This is a genomic window from Bacillus sp. AK124 (genome assembly GCF_053903085.1).
Map to the genome: position 1 here is coordinate 2955456 of NZ_CP096378.1, position 15631 is coordinate 2971086.

General features: G+C 46.8%; 18 protein-coding genes, 1 pseudogene and 1 riboswitch. Of the genes and pseudogenes, 12 read left to right on the forward strand and 7 right to left on the reverse strand.

What is annotated here, in order from left to right; genetic code table 11:
• Positions 1 to 377: 377 nt before the first annotated feature.
• A complete protein-coding gene (locus M1E06_RS14880) occupies positions 378 to 1328 on the forward strand; it encodes a glycoside hydrolase family 43 protein (protein WP_065643371.1) in 951 nt (316 codons plus the stop codon).
• A gap of 75 nt (positions 1329 to 1403) precedes the next feature.
• On the opposite strand, the pseudogene M1E06_RS14885 reads toward M1E06_RS14880, so the two are convergent.
• The 4 genes and pseudogenes from M1E06_RS14885 to M1E06_RS14900 all read right to left on the reverse strand — a co-directional run.
• Positions 1404 to 1835, reverse strand: a pseudogene (locus M1E06_RS14885) (SMI1/KNR4 family protein); the annotation flags it as partial.
• A gap of 62 nt (positions 1836 to 1897) precedes the next feature.
• Complete coding sequence (locus tag M1E06_RS14890) at positions 1898 to 3271, reverse strand: serine hydrolase (RefSeq protein WP_020450977.1); 1374 nt, start codon at positions 3269 to 3271, stop codon at positions 1898 to 1900.
• A 177-nt stretch (positions 3272 to 3448) separates the two neighbouring features.
• Entirely contained in the window at positions 3449 to 3736 is a 288-nt protein-coding gene (locus M1E06_RS14895; RefSeq protein ID WP_224066935.1) for a hypothetical protein, read from the reverse strand.
• Positions 3723 to 4292 (reverse strand): MarR family winged helix-turn-helix transcriptional regulator, encoded by a 570-nt coding sequence (locus M1E06_RS14900; RefSeq protein WP_020450976.1) that lies wholly within the window; start codon positions 4290 to 4292, stop codon positions 3723 to 3725. Before M1E06_RS14900 ends, M1E06_RS14895 begins: the two co-directional genes overlap by 14 nt.
• A 171-nt stretch (positions 4293 to 4463) precedes the next feature.
• Here M1E06_RS14900 and M1E06_RS14905 point away from each other — a divergent pair, with 171 nt between their 5' ends.
• Entirely contained in the window at positions 4464 to 5654 is a 1191-nt protein-coding gene (locus M1E06_RS14905) for a DUF819 family protein (RefSeq protein WP_020450975.1), read from the forward strand.
• Between the two features lie 44 nt (positions 5655 to 5698).
• Here the strand turns inward: M1E06_RS14905 and metC are convergent, their stop codons facing one another.
• Positions 5699 to 6874: a cystathionine beta-lyase gene (gene metC, locus M1E06_RS14910; RefSeq protein WP_020450974.1), complete on the reverse strand. Its 1176-nt coding sequence runs from the start codon at positions 6872 to 6874 to the stop codon at positions 5699 to 5701.
• Positions 6864 to 7988: a methionine biosynthesis PLP-dependent protein gene (locus M1E06_RS14915; protein WP_003180736.1), complete on the reverse strand. Its 1125-nt coding sequence runs from the start codon at positions 7986 to 7988 to the stop codon at positions 6864 to 6866. The genes metC and M1E06_RS14915 overlap by 11 nt, the downstream gene beginning before the upstream one ends.
• 65 nt (positions 7989 to 8053) lie before the next feature.
• Positions 8054 to 8170: riboswitch (SAM riboswitch) on the reverse strand.
• A 127-nt stretch (positions 8171 to 8297) separates the two neighbouring features.
• Between M1E06_RS14915 and M1E06_RS14920 the strand changes: the two genes are divergently transcribed.
• From M1E06_RS14920 to M1E06_RS14965, 10 genes are all read left to right on the forward strand, one after another.
• Positions 8298 to 9245 (forward strand): helix-turn-helix transcriptional regulator, encoded by a 948-nt coding sequence (locus M1E06_RS14920; protein ID WP_020450973.1) that lies wholly within the window; start codon positions 8298 to 8300, stop codon positions 9243 to 9245.
• Between the two features lie 80 nt (positions 9246 to 9325).
• Positions 9326 to 9814, forward strand: a complete 489-nt coding sequence (locus M1E06_RS14925; RefSeq protein ID WP_020450972.1) for a DinB family protein — start codon at positions 9326 to 9328, stop codon at positions 9812 to 9814.
• Positions 9815 to 9825: 11 nt separating this feature from the next.
• Positions 9826 to 10281 (forward strand): helix-hairpin-helix domain-containing protein, encoded by a 456-nt coding sequence (locus M1E06_RS14930; protein WP_003180732.1) that lies wholly within the window; start codon positions 9826 to 9828, stop codon positions 10279 to 10281.
• Between the two features lie 111 nt (positions 10282 to 10392).
• Positions 10393 to 11115: an esterase family protein gene (locus tag M1E06_RS14935; RefSeq protein ID WP_003180731.1), complete on the forward strand. Its 723-nt coding sequence runs from the start codon at positions 10393 to 10395 to the stop codon at positions 11113 to 11115.
• Between the two features lie 64 nt (positions 11116 to 11179).
• Entirely contained in the window at positions 11180 to 11689 is a 510-nt protein-coding gene (locus M1E06_RS14940; RefSeq protein WP_003180728.1) for a YjcG family protein, read from the forward strand.
• A gap of 9 nt (positions 11690 to 11698) precedes the next feature.
• Positions 11699 to 12118, forward strand: coding sequence for a GNAT family N-acetyltransferase (locus M1E06_RS14945; RefSeq protein WP_003180726.1), 420 nt, complete (start codon positions 11699 to 11701; stop codon positions 12116 to 12118).
• A 167-nt stretch (positions 12119 to 12285) separates the two neighbouring features.
• Positions 12286 to 12681 carry a GtrA family protein gene (locus M1E06_RS14950; protein WP_026579888.1) on the forward strand — a complete coding sequence of 132 codons (396 nt, stop codon included), beginning with the start codon at positions 12286 to 12288 and terminating at the stop codon, positions 12679 to 12681.
• A 16-nt stretch (positions 12682 to 12697) separates the two neighbouring features.
• Positions 12698 to 13594, forward strand: coding sequence for a UTP--glucose-1-phosphate uridylyltransferase GalU (gene galU / locus M1E06_RS14955; protein WP_161517303.1), 897 nt, complete (start codon positions 12698 to 12700; stop codon positions 13592 to 13594).
• The gene (gene galE / locus M1E06_RS14960) at positions 13591 to 14577 is read left to right on the forward strand and encodes a UDP-glucose 4-epimerase GalE (RefSeq protein WP_023856677.1); all 987 of its coding nucleotides are present in this window, start codon (positions 13591 to 13593) and stop codon (positions 14575 to 14577) included. Before galU ends, galE begins: the two co-directional genes overlap by 4 nt.
• Positions 14578 to 14672: 95 nt before the next feature.
• Positions 14673 to 15260 (forward strand): DedA family protein, encoded by a 588-nt coding sequence (locus tag M1E06_RS14965; RefSeq protein WP_020450968.1) that lies wholly within the window; start codon positions 14673 to 14675, stop codon positions 15258 to 15260.
• 39 nt (positions 15261 to 15299) lie between these two features.
• On the opposite strand, the gene M1E06_RS14970 is transcribed toward M1E06_RS14965, so the two are convergent.
• Positions 15300 to 15557 carry a hypothetical protein gene (locus M1E06_RS14970; protein WP_003180714.1) on the reverse strand — a complete coding sequence of 86 codons (258 nt, stop codon included), beginning with the start codon at positions 15555 to 15557 and terminating at the stop codon, positions 15300 to 15302.
• Positions 15558 to 15631: the final 74 nt, after the last annotated feature.

The following is a 15631-nucleotide window of genomic DNA, read 5'->3' on the forward strand; positions in this document are numbered from 1 at the left end:
ACTAAATCAACTAATAGTGTCATTCACCTCTCGGGATAAATGAAAATATTCGAGCGTAAACCGTGCTTCTTCTTCCAACGCTTTTGAACATCCACATTATTTGTTCATAATTCACAACATCCAAAATACTCCAAAATAAGTCGAATTAATCACTTCCAACTCTTTACAATTCAGACGAAAAAATGACTTTTGTTTGATTGTTTTTTAAATATGGATATTTTCTGGGTTTTTCACTTTATTTCAGGACTACAAAACAAGTCCTTTGTCTGATTGAGAGAGACCGAACCCCTGCTAAAATAAAGTGCGTGTTGTTGGGAAATATTTCTCAAAGGAGGACCGATTGTTAAAGGACATCGAGATTTGAAAGGAGAACAACTGTGGCTAAGACGATTATTTCTGGTTTTATTTTATTTTTTCTGCTTATTTTTTCGGGAGCTGAGCCAACATCAGCGGCTTTTTGGGATACAAAAGGAGACAACGTTATTCATGATCCTTCCATGATTAAAGAAGGAAATACATGGTATACATTCGGTACTGGTATCGGCAATGGAATCCGCGTCATCAAATCGACAGACGGAAAAACGTGGAGCCCAGCGCCAAGTATTTTTACAACTCCATTATCATGGTGGAAAAAGTACGTGCCAAACCATGAAAAAAACCAATGGGCGCCTGATATCAGCTATTACAATGGTCGCTATTGGCTTTATTATGCGGTATCCGCGTTCGGCTCCAATACTTCGGCGATCGGACTGGCTTCAACAGACCGGATCTCTTCCGGAAATTGGCGCGACGACGGGCTTGTCACCCGGACGACGACCTCGAACAATTATAATGCGATCGACCCTGAGTTAGTCATTGATAAAGAAGGAAATCCGTGGCTGTCCTTCGGCTCGTTTTGGAGCGGCATCAAGCTGACAAAGCTTGATAAAAAAACGATGAAACCTACAGGGAAGGTTTATTCGATCGCATCAAGGCCGAGCCATGGCGGAGCGGTTGAAGCGCCGTCTATCACATATAAAAACGGCTACTATTATTTATTCGTTTCGTTCGATAAATGCTGTCAAGGTGTGAACAGCACGTATAAAATCGCTTACGGCCGCTCAACAAAAATTACGGGACCTTACTATGACAAAAGCGGCAAGAAAATGACGGAAGGCGGAGGCACCATCCTCGACTCTGGAAACAACCAATGGAAGGGCCCGGGCGGCGCAGATATCGTGAACGGCAACATCATCGTCAGACATGGTTATGATGCGCTTGACAATGGAGCGCCTAAGCTGCTGATTAATGATTTATACTGGGATTCCAAAGGATGGCCGAGGTATTAGTTTTTAAACCGAGCAGATATTTTTCTGCTCGGTTTTTTCTGTTGTTTTAGCAGTCCAGCTTTGTAAGAACTCCATCTCTTCCATATCTTCAAAGTATCGATCATTTTGATCAACTTTTTTGATAAATCCCTCTATAGAGTCAGCTATTTTTTTATCAAAAAAGAATACCGATGACTTATCGGTATCATTTAAATCAAGCGTTAAATATACACCTTCATTTACCTCATAAAAAACAAGCCTGTCTTCATCTTCATATATATCATCTAAATCAGGGTCAAATTCGTAAATATCTTCCCTTAAAGTGATATCTGTGATAGTAGCGGGATCTAAAAATCTGTTTATTGCACTTTTATTCCCTCTTATAAACCCGTACCCAATTTCTAAATAAAATTCTCTGAGTTCTTTAGGAAATCGGAAACCAAGTCTATCTTCCGCTTTTATTAGATCGTTTTCTTTTAACTCATAAAACTCATGATGACTATTTTTTATAAAATTAAATTTGTTCAGCCTCATGAACCTCCTTATAGATGGCATCAGAAACGATTAATTTTCTTCCTGACAAACAACGTTCATACCTTGCTGCTTGATTCCACTATCCGCACCGCTTCTTCCTCTGCGCCATTTTGATAAATAATCAAGCGGGTTGCGACACCATCCTCCAAAATAAATTCCACTTCAACAGACAATGACCTGAGGAAAAAGCGCGTTTCCGAAGCTGGAAATAATTCAAAACGGATCTGTCCGGTGATTTGCATATAAAGCCGGTTCTTATCAACTGTCACATCAGCGGCGGTGCCATCCTGAAGTGAATAACTTCCGACATATCTTTTGTAAATGGCCGGATCGATCTCTTTTTTCTTTTTATCGGCAGGGCGATCAGGGATTTTGTAGGCCTTGTCAAACAGGATATTTTCAACGGCTTCAAAGATGGCCTGTTCATATTCATCATCCTGTTCCACATTGCTCAAATAAATGAAGGTTTTTCGTTGATCGATATATCGGATCATTACGGTTGAATAGCCTGGCCAGCCGCCGCTGTGACCGACAATTCGCCCTGTTTCAGGACTGTCCCGAAGCACCCATCCACACCCGTAATCTACAGACTCTCCGTTTTTCAGAGACGCGGGAGTAAAAGCAAGCTCTTTTGAGACTTGATTGATCAAACAATCTGTATATAAGGCCTGGTCAAACAAATATAAGTCATGAATGGTTGAGTTTACGGTTCCGTCCCCCTGAATCCCGTCAAGATAGGAGACATATTTTGTTTCTTCAACATCATCAGGCAGAACGTACTGTTCTGTATGCACGTCATACACATATCCATACGCATAGTTCTCAATGGTTTCAGGTTGAAGCCTTCTGTTATACACCCTTGAGTTCCGCATTTCCACCGGTTCAAAGATATTTTTTTTCATATATTCGGCAAAACTCAGACCGGATGCCTTTTCAATGATAACCGCAAGCAGCACATATCCCGTATTGCTGTACAGCCAACCTTCACCCGGGGCAAAATAGCGTTGCGGCTGATGATTCATCAGCATATCAACGATATCTTGATTAACAGCAATCTTGTTATGATCCCAATGTTGTAAAAACCACTCCATATAATCGGGCAGACCCGCCGTATGTGTCAACAAATCGTGAATCGTTATGCCTTGATAAGGAAATCCGGTTATCCACCGTTCTACGGGATCCTCAATATTCAATACCCCTTGCTGTGCTAATTGACGGATGCCCAAAGCAGTGAACGGCTTGGATAGCGATGCTAATTCAAATAAGGAATCCTCCTGCAATAAACGCTTATCTGCCAAGTTTGCATAACCGAAGGCGCCTTGAAAAAGAATGTCTCCGTCTTCAGCGACTAATACCGCCGCGTTGATCTGCTTTTTTTCATTTAACACACTAAACAGGTTAACAAGTTGTTCTCTTTTTTTCTGTTTCACTTTTCCACCTCCCTTTCTTTATACGCATATGGAAATAAGAGGTTTCAACTAAAAAAAGACAAGACTGCTTCTTGTCTTTGAAATCGCTAGTCTACAATTCTAATAAGTTTCAACATCCTTTTCACAAGTCACTCATTGATCTACGGTGCGACTCATTAGCCCCAGCACAAACGAATGTCAAATCGATTTTTGATTTCGGCGAAAAAATGTTGCAAACAGCAATAAAACGTTGCTCAAAAGACTTGCCGCCCCTAACCAGACGAGCCATTCCGCCTTTGTCCCCCAGGAATATCCAATGATGATCAGAGCAATGCAGCTTGAGAAAAAGGGTCCTGTCCTGTCTAATTTTGTGCCGCGGCGAATGGTTTCCTTTGTCTGCAGGAATTTATCTTTTGCATGATAGAGCTTCTCCTTTCCTTTGATTTTAAAAGTTGTTGCTTTTACATAAAGATTATTTTTCATCATTTTCTCCTCCGTAGCGGCGTTTCTCAAATTCTCCGAGAATCTTTTCTGTATCTAATGAATTTCCTACGCCAAGCTGAATGTTTGCATTCTCCTCAAAGCCGTCTTGTTCTTCACCGTCAAAACGGTAAAGCTTTTGCAGCAGCCACCAAAATGTCGCAACCTCTTCGGCAGCAAACTGCTGAAACAAGTCAGCCAAGAAATAGACGGACCTTTCGGAACAATCCACCAGCGCTTTCTTTCCTTCAGCGGTCATTTCAATATTAATAGAGCGTTTGTCTTTTTGATTTGGCACTGATTTAACATAACCTTTTTTGATCAGACCTGTCATCAGCTTGTTGGCGGTCTGTTTGGTTGTGCCAAGCTTTTTGGAGATATTCGTAAGCGTGGCAGTTTCAGTCGGCAAATGCGCGATGGCGATGAGTGCCATGTGTTGCCTCGAAGTTAATATTTCCATGTATTCATCACCTCGGGTTTGCACCTTATTGACAACTGAAAACAATGTCGCATAGCTTTGCTGCATCAAATGTAATTCGTTGATTAAGCTGTTGGTATCCATTTGTTCTCTCCTTTGAATATAGTCAACATGCTGACGAATATACAATACTCTTACTCGTTAATTTTGTCAACATGGTGACTATTTTTTCGTGATTGATCAATTGGACATTCCGTTTTACACTATTTAATTATCTGATAATTAAAAATATAGGATGAGAATAGGGGGAATATAATGAATTCTTCACTCATTTCAGCGGATGATGCATGGATGCTTTGGGGGTTTATTGCGGTGTGGGCGGCGGTGAGTATTTATTTGGAGCAGCGGTATCGCTGGGCTGCGGCAGTATCGGGGGCTGTACTGGCGCTGGGCGGATCAATGCTGTTTACGAATGCGGGGATTCTTCCGGCCGAGTCGCCCGTCTATGATGCGGTGTGGTCCTATGTTGTTCCGCTTGCGATACCTTTGCTGCTTTTTCAAATCAATGTGCGGAAGATCCTGAAAGAAAGCGGCAGGCTTTTGATGATCTTTTGCATCAGCGCCCTGGGCACTGCTGCCGGAAGCGTGATTGCTTTTTTTCTGTTTAAGCAGCAGATTCCGCACCTTGAGAAAATCGGCGGGATGATCAGTGCCTCTTATATCGGCGGAGGCGTGAATTTTGCGGCGATGGCCGCGAAGTTCTCAACTCCCGGTGAATATGTATCATCGACGGTGGTTGCGGATAATTTTATGATGGCTCTTCTTTTTTTCATTTTAATGGGGATACCGGCGCTTAAATGGTTTCAAAAGCGCTTTGGCGTTCATGAAGAGACGGCCGGCAGCAAAAATCAGGCGGAAGCCTATTGGAAAAGAAAAGAGATGTCCTTGCAGGACATTGCTTTAAACATCGGAACCGCCTTCGCGATCGTTGCTGTGTCTGTAAAAACAGCGGCCTTTTTCAAAGAGCGTTTTTCTTCTGACGGCGGGTTTCAGTTTCTTGCCTTTATCTTGGGTGACCAGTTCCTGCTGCTGACGACGCTGACAATTTTGCTGACAATCGCCTTTCCCCGCTATTTTGAACGGCTGCGCGGCACACAGGAAATCGGGACTTATTTGATTTACTTATTCTTTGTGGTGATCGGCATTCCGGCAGACTTGCGGATCATTCTCATGAACGCACCGCTCCTTTTGGCATTTGTGTTTGTGGTTGCCATGTCCAACCTGCTCGTAACGCTTGCCGCAGGAAAGCTGTTGCGTTTTCGGCTCGAGGAAATTCTCTTGGCCTGCAACGCATCTGTCGGCGGTCCGACAACAGCGGCGGCGATGGCGATCGCCAAAGGCTGGCAGAGCCTCGTCGCTCCGGTTATGCTGGTCGGGACGTTCGGATATCTGATCGGCAATTATGTCGGCACCCTCTTGGGCACATGGTTTTCTACCCTGGTTTAAACGCAAAAAAAGCCGCAGATTCCCTGAAGAGTCTGCGGCTTCTTTTATGATCGGGCGAACGCTCCGGATACGGCTTCCAATGCACGGGCAAAATCGGCCTGCAAATCATCGGCATGTTCCACACCGACGCTCAGCCGCAGAAGGCCGTCGGTAATCCCCCGTTTTTCCCGCTCTTCTTTCGGCATAGCGGCGTGTGACATTTTTGCCGGATAGGAAAGGATCGACTCCACAGCGCCGAGACTGACGGCAAAGACCGGAAGAGAGACGCGTTCCACAATCTTTTTCACGGCTTCTGCATTCTCCAGCTCGAACGAAAGGACGGCGCCGGCGCCATATGACTGGTGCCTGTGAACTGACGCACCCGGATGCGAAGACAGCCCCGGATAATACACTTGTTTGACGGCCGGATGCTTTTCAAAAAATTCAGCGAGCTGCTGAGCTGTTCGAGATGCTTTTTCAAGCCGAACCTGCAGTGTTTTCAGCCCTCTCAGCACAAGCCAGCAGTCTTGGACGCCGAGAACAGCGCCGAACGAATTTTGCAGCTTATAAAGTTCTTCCCCGAGCTTTTTGTCTTTCACAACGGCAAGTCCTGATAATACGTCGCTGTGTCCGCTTAAAAACTTCGTCGCGCTGTGTAGCACAACATCGACGCCGAGCTCGAGCGGCCGCTGCAGCGCCGGGGTCATAAACGTGTTGTCAAGAAACGTCAGACAGCCGTGCGCCTTGGCAAGCTTGACGACGCCTCTGATATCCGTAATGCCGAGCGTCGGATTTGACGGTGTTTCAAGGTAGATGACTTTTGTATTTTCCCTTATGTTTAAAGCAATTTCATTTAAATCCGTCATATCGACGAAAGTATGTTCAATCCCGAAGCGGCTCAGCACTTCCGTAATCATCCGGTAAGTGCCGCCGTACACATCTTTTGTGACAAGCACGTGATCGCCCTTTGACAAAAGCAGAAAGGCGGTGGAAATCGCGGCCATTCCGGATGAAAAAGCAAATCCCCTCGTCCCTCCCTCAAGCTCGGCTATCGTGTCTTCAAGCGCCGTTCTTGTCGGTGTTCCTGACCGGCTGTAGTCATATTCGCCGAATTTGTCAAAAGAGCCTTGATGAAAGGTTGAGGCGTGCTGGATCGGCACGCTGACGGCTCCGGTTGCTCCGTCCGTTTTATTTTGGTTATGAACAAGCCGTGTTTCAAGCGTCCAGTTTTCATGACTCATGCGGAACCGCCTCCCCTTTTACTTTTTCCAGCGCAGCTTTTAGATCCTGCTTTAAATCGGAGACGTGTTCGATTCCGACTGAAAAGCGCAGAAGTCTGTTGCAGACGCCGTTTGCAATTCGGATGTCTTCCGGGATATCCATATGGGTCTGTGTCGCCGGATAGGTGATGAAGCTTTCGACTCCGCCGAGGCTTTCGGCGAAACAGATCGTCTTGAGATTTTTCAGCAACGGATTAACCCATTCTTCTTTTTGAACGCGGAATGACAGCATGCCGCCTTTTCCCGGATAAAGAACATCGGCAATTTCCTCCTGCTCTTCCAAAAAGGCCGCAAGTTCCCGCGCGTTTTCCTGATGCTGTCTCATCCTGAGAGCGAGCGTCTTCATCCCTCTCATTAAGAGCCATGAATCGAACGGCGATAAAACCGCGCCGATGGCGTTTTGGTGCTGGAACATTTCCTCAGACAGCTCTTCGCCTTTTGCAACGACAAGCCCCGCCAAAAGATCGTTATGACCGCCCAAATACTTCGTCGCGCTGTGAATGACAAGATCAGCGCCGAGCTCAATCGGCTTTTGCAGAACCGGTGTATAGAACGTATTGTCAACAATGAGCAGCAAGTCGTGCTCTTTGGCGATTTGCGCGATTTTTTGAATATCAGCTTCCTGCATGAGCGGATTTGTCGGCGTTTCTACAAACAGTGCCTTTGTATTGTTCGTGATTTTCGACTTGATACAGTCTTCGTCTGAAAAATCGTCGTAGAAAAAGCGAAGTCCGTATTTCTTCCATTCGTTTTCAAAAAGGCGGTACGTTCCCCCATATAAATCGGACGAAACGATGAGCTCATCCCCGCTTTGAAACAGAGCCATGATCGTCTGAATGGCAGCCATACCGGAACTGAACGCAAAGCCGCGCGTTCCCCCTTCGAGTTTCGCGATTGCATCTTCAACAAGCTGTCTTGTCGGATTTTTTGTGCGAATGTAATCAAACCCTGTGGATTCCCCGATCCCTTTGTGCCTGTACGCAGAAGAGAAATAAACGGGAGGATTGACAGTTCCCGTTATTTCATCACTGCGGTTGCCGATTTGCGCCAGCGTTGTTTGTACATGTTCAGTCATATGACACCATCCTTTTAAAAATAAAAAACCCCTTCTTCATAAGAAGAAGGGGGATTATGCGCTTCTTCTTATCTTCCAAGCATCTGCTTGCTGGATTTAGCACCTTGGTACACTGACATCGTCAGTGCAGACCGGTTGCTGAGGTTTCAAAGGGCCAGTCCCTCCACCTCTCGTGATAAGAATCTCTTCAATTTTCTGATTGTTCTTTACTTTAACCTAAGTCAAGACATTTTTCAAGGGTCATTTTTAAATCTTTCCTCATATTGAACATGGTATGATGAAACCAAACGACGGAACCGGAGGAATCAGATGCCAAAAACAGAGCGATTAATCGAATTGATGATGACCGTTCATACAAAACGAAAATTTACGGCCGGGGAGCTCGCAGCAGAATTCGGGGTTTCCTACCGCACGATTCTCCGCGATCTGGACGAGCTGAGCGCGCTCGGCGTCCCGATCTATTCTGAAACAGGCGCGAACGGAGGCTATTATTTGCTGAATGAACCTGTGCTTCCGCCGCTCTTTTTTACACAATCAGAGGCGGCGGCTATGTTTTTCGCGTATCAATCTCTGCAGTTTTTCGGATCGCTTCCCTTTGATGCGGAAACGCGGATGGTTTTAAAAAAGTTCTACCGCCACCTTCCCGTGGAAACACAGGAGCGGATTGATGCGATGAAAGACAGAATCGTGTTCTGGAATCCGCATCGTCCAAAAGCCGCCGAACATTTAGAAACGCTTCTTGATGCAGCCATCAATCAATCCGTTTTGACGGTCGTTTATGACGGAACAGACGATTGCGCGGAGAGATCCATCCAGCCCATCGGCTTGTTCAGCTGGAACGGCTTCTGGTACTGTCCGGCCTATTGCTTTAAAAGGCAGGCGTTCAGACTGTTCCGCGCCGACCGCATCCTTCGGGCGGAAAAAGCGGCCAGCCCGCTGGCCCGCCAGCTTCCCTATCGATCGGTTCTCAGCTGGATCAAACATTCGGAGAGCGAGTGCTCTGAACCGGTGCGGCTGCAAGCGGAACTGACACGCAGAGGAGCCAGGCGGGCTGCGGCTGATGTGGACTTATTCAAGATCCTCACCATGCGGGATGACGGGACGGGGGCGATCGATGCAAACCTCCCCAGACCAGAACTTGAGTATTTCGGGGAACTTTTGTGGAACCTCGGCACTGAGGCAACTGTCAAAGAACCCGCGGAAATCAAGCTTCAGCTGAAACGAAAGGCTTCTGACATTTTAGCAAGGTACGACTGACTTTTTTTTAGAATCGTGACAAAGCCTGTCAGGATTAGGTGATACTTTTAGAATAATGCCAAATGGAAAGGATGAAGCAAATGAATCAAGTTCAAGCCCTGCGGAGCGATTTGTTCCACGAGATGGAGACGGGCATCCGCTCCACGTGTCATCTTCTGAAAAAAGTGAAGGAATCTGACTGGTCTTACCGGCCCGCCGACCGCATGCGAAGCCTGAAAGAACTGGCAAGCCATCTGACGGCCATCCCAGAAGCCGACATGGCTATCATGCAGGAAAAGGAAGAGGCCGCCATCTCCCGAATTGAAAAGAAGTATAGTGCATTGCAGTCGGCTGACCAAATGGCTGAAGCGATGCAGAAAGGATTCGCCGCTTTTCAAACGTATATGACTTCCCTCTCCGACGAGGAATTTTTGACGAAAAAAACAAAGCCGTTTTACCTTGATGAAGGGATGACCCAAAGCCGCTGGCTGACGGAAACGCTCACCCACGTCTTCCATCACAGGGCCCAGCTGTTTAATTATTTAAAACAGCTCGGCTATGACGTCAACATGTTCGATCTGTATCTTTAAAAGGTGTTCATATGAAGCTGCCTCTGACAAAAAAAGAACGGTCAAACTTAAGGACAGCCAAGGTAAAAATAAAAAACACGGCATATATGGATCTGTCCGTCCTTGCACATACGCTCGGTTCGTCTTTGGAGCGCGCCGCATACATCAAGGCGCTCGCCCAGTTTCAAACCGCTCCTTCCATCGGGCCGAAAATGGCGCAGTGCGCCGTTGACCTGGGCTACTATTCCCTTGGCGACATCAAGCATGAATCAGGTGCGGATTTGATCATCCGCCTCGAAAAACTGAAAGGCTACTGGGAAGATCCTTGTGCAGAAGATGCGCTGCGATGCATCGTCCATTACGCCAACGATCCCGAAAGCGCTAAAAGCTGGTGGGATTTCACAGAGGAAAGAAAAATGTACCGCGAACGCTGCGGATACCCTCCGGATAGACCGTCAACGCCCTGGTACGAAAAAAAACGGACATAAAAAATCACGGCTGCCGAACAGTTCGGCAGCCCTTTTCGCTTCTTTCACAAGAGAATTTCGTGTTAAAATGAATGGAAACGTTCACAAACATTATTTCTGGAGGAATTCATCTTGGCTATGAAAACAGGAGTCATTCAGGAGAAGAAGCTTTTTTCGGAAGAGCTCGGCGAGGAAATGGAGCTTCTCGTCTATTTGCCGTCATCCTTCTCGCCGCTTTACAAATATCATGTGATCATCGCACAGGATGGACATGACTATTTCCGCCTCGGGCGCATCAGCAGACAGGTGGAAGAACTGCTGGCGAACGGCGAAATCGAAAGAAGCATCATCATCGGCATTCCGTACAAAAACGTACAGGAAAGAAGGCTTACATACCATCCGGAAGGGTCAAAATTCGAAGCGTATAAACGTTTTTTGGCAAATGAACTCGTCCCTTTCGCCGACAGTGAGTACCCGACATACCAAGTCGGATCAGGCAGGACGCTGATCGGAGACTCGCTCGGAGGAACGGTTTCCCTCATGACGGCGCTTGACTATCCGAATATGTTCGGAAACGTCATTATGCAGTCACCTTATGTCGACCGCCATGTTCTCGATAAAGTGAAACAGTCCGATTCCCTGCAGCTTATTTCAATTTGCCACCAAATCGGAGAGAAAGAAACCGCCGTCAAAACGACTGATGATCAAATTTTGGATTTCACCGGTCCAAATGAGCAATTAAAAGAATTGCTTGAAGAAAAGCAGACAAACTACGATTTCAAAGCTTTCGACGGGGATCACAAGTGGACATACTGGCAGCCGCTCATCACCCCCGCTTTAAAAAAAATGCTGTAGCTCTCTGTATATCGGCCCATCTTTGATATACTAAACCATATCAATTGTTTAAGGAGGGAACAAAATGAAATACGGTATTGTGCTATTTCCATCAAAAAAACTTCAGGACATTGCAAATTCCTACCGAAAACGCTATGACCCGAATTACGCTTTAATTCCGCCCCACCTTACATTAAGAACACCTTTTGAAGTGTCCGAAGACGAGATCGCGAGCGTCGTAGGACACCTGAGGGAACTTTCAAAAGAGCTGAAACCGGTCACGCTGAAGATTACAAAATTCAGTTCCTTTGCCCCTGTCAATAATGTCATCTACATGAAAGCCGAACCGACAGAAGAATTGACGCAGCTTCATGAAAAAATGTACAGCGGCGTTTTGGAAGACAAACCCGAATATGCGTTTGTTCCCCATGTCACAGTCGCACAAAAGCTGTCAGATGATGAGCATTCCGACGTCCTCGGCACGCTGAAAATGAGAGACGCGTCCCACGAAGAAGTCATCGACCGCTTTCACCTGCTTTACCAATTGGACAACGGATCTTGGACCGTCTATGAAACTTTTATTTTAGGAGCGTGAAGAAAGCCAGTGGAAGCCGTCATTGTGAAGAATCAACAACAGCTTGAAGACGCCTTCTTTGTTAGAAAGGAAGTCTTTATCAAGGAGCAGCACGTATCACCGGAAGAAGAAATGGATCATCTCGATCAGGAATCTTCACATCTCGTCATCTATGACGGAAAAGAGCCGATCGGCGCTGGCCGGCTACGGCTTGTCGACGGCTATGGCAAACTTGAACGAATCTGTGTACTGAAAAGCCACCGCTCCCTCGGCATCGGCAACCTGATCATTCAGGCGCTTGAAGAGGAAGCCGCCAAGCAAGGCGCGGTTCAATTCATGCTGAACGCGCAGACACAGGCTGTTCCCTTTTACGAAAAACACGGCTATAAAGTCGTGTCTGAAGAATTTTTAGATGCGAATATCCCCCATGTCAAAATGGTCAAAAAGTAACCGTTCCGCTTTTTAAGCGGAACGGTTTTTTCTTTTCCTCCAGAAAACATTTCATAGTTTGTTCATCTTTTGTTTATCGTTTATTCAACATTGTCTATTAAAGTTGTTTCTAAGCTTTTACGAAGCCCTACACAAAATAGACGGGAGGTAAACAGCCGAATGCCGTTATGAACAAAAAAAACATCACCACACTCGCCCGTTTCGGGATAGTCGGAGCCGGAAACACACTCGTTGATTTCGCCGTGTTTTTCATCCTTACGTCCCTCCGCGTCCCCTATCTGGCCGCACAGCTGTTTTCCTATTCGGCAGGCGTAGCAAACAGCTATATCTGGAATCGGACATGGACGTTTCAAGTAAAGGAAAAAGCGCATGGCGCGGAAATCGTCCGGTTTATCATAATCAATCTTGCAGCAGCGGGCGCTACATTTGTCCTTCTGTATATTTTTCACAAAGCCGGCCTTTCCCTTTTTGTCAGCAAAATGTCCGCAACAGTCGCAGGAATGGCGATCAACTTTATCGGAAACAGGCTTTGGGTGTTTCAAAAACCCGGAACAGATTCATAAAAAAGACCAGGAGTGAATAACCATGAAAGTAAAAAAAGCAGTCATCCCAGCAGCCGGTTTGGGTACAAGGTTTTTGCCGGCAACAAAAGCGCAGCCGAAAGAAATGCTGCCGATTGTCGATAAACCGGCTATACAATATATCGTGGAAGAAGCTGTTCAATCAGGAATAGAAGACATCCTTATCATTACAGGAAGAAATAAGCGTTCGATTGAAGACCATTTTGACCGCTCTGTTGAACTGGAGCAAAACCTGTTCGCCAAAGGAAAAAATGATGTGTTAAAAGAGATACGCGACATCGCCGATATGGCGAATATTCATTATATCCGGCAAAAGGAGCCCCTCGGTCTCGGACATGCGGTGTTATCGGCCAAGCATTTCATCGGTGATGAGCCGTTTGCCGTCCTTCTCGGCGACGACATCATGGTGTCAGAAACGCCGGCGCTTCGGCAGCTGCTCGAAGTATTTGAAGAATATCAGACAGAAGTAATCGGCGTTCAGCCAGTCGATCCGGCGGACGTGAGCAAATACGGCATTATTCAGACGTCCGCGCAAAAGAACAAAGTATATCAAATTGACGATCTTGTGGAAAAGCCGTCTGTCAAAGAAGCCCCTTCAAATATCGCGGTTATGGGCCGCTATGTGCTGAGGCCTTCGATTTTCCCTGTGCTCGAACAAACGAAGCGCGGTGCGGGAAATGAAATTCAGCTGACTGACGCACTAAGGGAAATCTGCCGGGAACAAAGCATGTATGCGCGCAAATTGGAAGGAAGCCGCTTTGATATCGGCGACAAGCTGGGCAGTTTAAAAGCGAGTACGGAAATCGCTCTTATGCGGGACGAGATGCGGCCAAAACTGCTCGCCTACCTGGAAAGCGTCCTAAAAAAAGAGGCGCAGAAAGGAGCATGGCAATGACATCCGTACTCGTTACAGGAGGAGCCGGATACATCGGCAGCCACACCGTACTCGAATTAACAAAGCAAAACCGCTCCGTCGTCGTGCTTGACAATTTATCTACCGGACACAGGGAAGCCGTCAGCGGGATCAGCTTTTACGAAGGCGACATCGGTGATGCGGCACTTGTCAAAGCCATCATCAAACATCATGATGTCGATGCTGTCATCCATTTCGCCGCCAAAAGCCTTGTGTCCGAATCGATCGAAAAGCCTGAGCTCTACTTTAGGGAAAACACGCTCAAGTCTTGTGCATTCTTCGAAACGGTCATCAAGGAAGGCGTCAAAAACATCGTCTTTTCGTCGACCGCCGCCGTATATGGCATCCCGGAGAACGTCCCGATCAAAGAGACAGCCCCCCTCTCCCCTGTCAATCCTTACGGGGAATCGAAGCTGATGATCGAAAAATACTTGCACTGGGTCGGGAAAACGCACGGTGTCAAATGGGCAGCCCTCCGCTACTTCAACGCGGCCGGCGCCGCTTTAAACGGAGCGATCGGCGAGGATCACGATCCTGAAAGCCATCTCATTCCCCTCGTCCTGCAGACGGCTTTGGGACAGCGAAAGCAGCTGTCCATTTTCGGAGATGATTACCCGACACCGGACGGAACATGCATCAGGGATTATATTCACGTCCTCGATCTGGCTTCCGCCCACCTGGCGGCTCTTGACAGGTTATATGAAGACAGACTGAAGCAAAATGTTTATAATGTAGGGACAGGAGCCGGACATTCCGTAAAAGAAATCATTGAAACCGCGGAAAACATGACAGAGCGAAGCATTGCAGCAAAAACGGACGAGCGCAGAGCGGGGGATCCGCCAGTGCTTGTGGCGGACAGCCGGACACTGATGGAAGATACCGGATGGAAGCCGCAATACAGCGATTTACAAACCATCATTCAAAGCGCGTGGCAATGGCACAGGGCGCATCCGGACGGTTTTTGAGATTCGCTTGTTTCCCGCGCGGACGGCAGGGAAACATCCCGGCGGCTGCTCCAACGTTCGGCTGATGAAATCAAAAGCAGGGAGAAAAAACGAAAATGGGAAGCATAGTGAATGATATTTTAATGTGGCTGACCGATCTTGGCTATTTCGGCATTGCAATCGGTTTAATGATCGAAATCATCCCGAGTGAAATCGTACTGGCCTACGGCGGATACTTGGTGTCAAGCGGCTCTATTACGATGACAGGGGCCGTGATCGCCGGCGTCATCGGGGGAACGATTGCTCAATTGTTTTTATACTGGATCGGCTATTACGGCGGAAGGCCGTTTTTATACAAATACGGAAAGTACTTATTGATCCAAAAGCATCACATTCAAACGGCCGAAAAATGGTTTGAGAAATACGGCGGAGGCGTTGTCTTTTCCGCCCGCTTCATTCCCGTGGTCAGGCACGCCATCTCCATTCCGGCAGGAATTGCGAAAATGCCGATTTTAAAATTCACGGGTCTGACCGTGCTGGCCATCATACCGTGGTCGATATTATTCGTCTACCTCGGCATACAGCTCGGCAGCCGGTGGGACCATGTTGAAAATGTGGCGAGAACGTACACGACTCCGATTATGATCGGAGCGGCCGCTATGATTATTCTGTATTTCGGACTCAAAAAACTGCGCAAAAAATAACGAAAACCCCGGTATAAAAGCCGGGGTTTGTTTCATCTTTCAAACGGACTCGTTAACGTAGCGTCCGCTTTCCGCCTTTTCCGCAACACGGCGGTTCAGCGTTTTTTTTCGCTTCTTTTCCAAGACCCGCCTAAAAGCCGCAGTCTGGTTTTCCTCTCTTTTTTCGACTTCGCGGTAGGCGCGCTCGCTTGGGATATTGGCGGTTTTTTGTATATGCGCATAGTTCGATTTTTGGCTGATGCTACGATTGGCGTACTGTGTATATTGATCATGATGGACAGGCGGCAAATATCCCATTCGATCTCCTCCTCATCAGCTTTAATTCCCAAAAATCTACTGTTTTAAACGGTTTTCATTTGATATGATAGACG

Excerpts from the sequence above, each read along its gene's own strand:
- M1E06_RS14925 (WP_020450972.1), top strand. The coding sequence starts at position 9,326 with ATGAATCAAGTTCAAGCCCTGCGGAGCGATTTGTTCCACGAGATGGAG.
- metC (WP_020450974.1), bottom strand. The coding sequence starts at position 6,874 with ATGAGTCATGAAAACTGGACGCTTGAAACACGGCTTGTTCATAACCAA.
- M1E06_RS14905 (WP_020450975.1), top strand. The coding sequence starts at position 4,464 with ATGAATTCTTCACTCATTTCAGCGGATGATGCATGGATGCTTTGGGGG.
- M1E06_RS14950 (WP_026579888.1), top strand. The coding sequence starts at position 12,286 with ATGAACAAAAAAAACATCACCACACTCGCCCGTTTCGGGATAGTCGGA.
- M1E06_RS14895 (WP_224066935.1), bottom strand. The coding sequence starts at position 3,736 with ATGATGAAAAATAATCTTTATGTAAAAGCAACAACTTTTAAAATCAAA.
- M1E06_RS14900 (WP_020450976.1), bottom strand. The coding sequence starts at position 4,292 with ATGGATACCAACAGCTTAATCAACGAATTACATTTGATGCAGCAAAGC.
- galE (WP_023856677.1), top strand. The coding sequence starts at position 13,591 with ATGACATCCGTACTCGTTACAGGAGGAGCCGGATACATCGGCAGCCAC.
- M1E06_RS14915 (WP_003180736.1), bottom strand. The coding sequence starts at position 7,988 with ATGACTGAACATGTACAAACAACGCTGGCGCAAATCGGCAACCGCAGT.
- M1E06_RS14970 (WP_003180714.1), bottom strand. The coding sequence starts at position 15,557 with ATGGGATATTTGCCGCCTGTCCATCATGATCAATATACACAGTACGCC.
- M1E06_RS14940 (WP_003180728.1), top strand. The coding sequence starts at position 11,180 with ATGAAATACGGTATTGTGCTATTTCCATCAAAAAAACTTCAGGACATT.
- M1E06_RS14965 (WP_020450968.1), top strand. The coding sequence starts at position 14,673 with ATGGGAAGCATAGTGAATGATATTTTAATGTGGCTGACCGATCTTGGC.
- M1E06_RS14920 (WP_020450973.1), top strand. The coding sequence starts at position 8,298 with ATGCCAAAAACAGAGCGATTAATCGAATTGATGATGACCGTTCATACA.
- M1E06_RS14930 (WP_003180732.1), top strand. The coding sequence starts at position 9,826 with ATGAAGCTGCCTCTGACAAAAAAAGAACGGTCAAACTTAAGGACAGCC.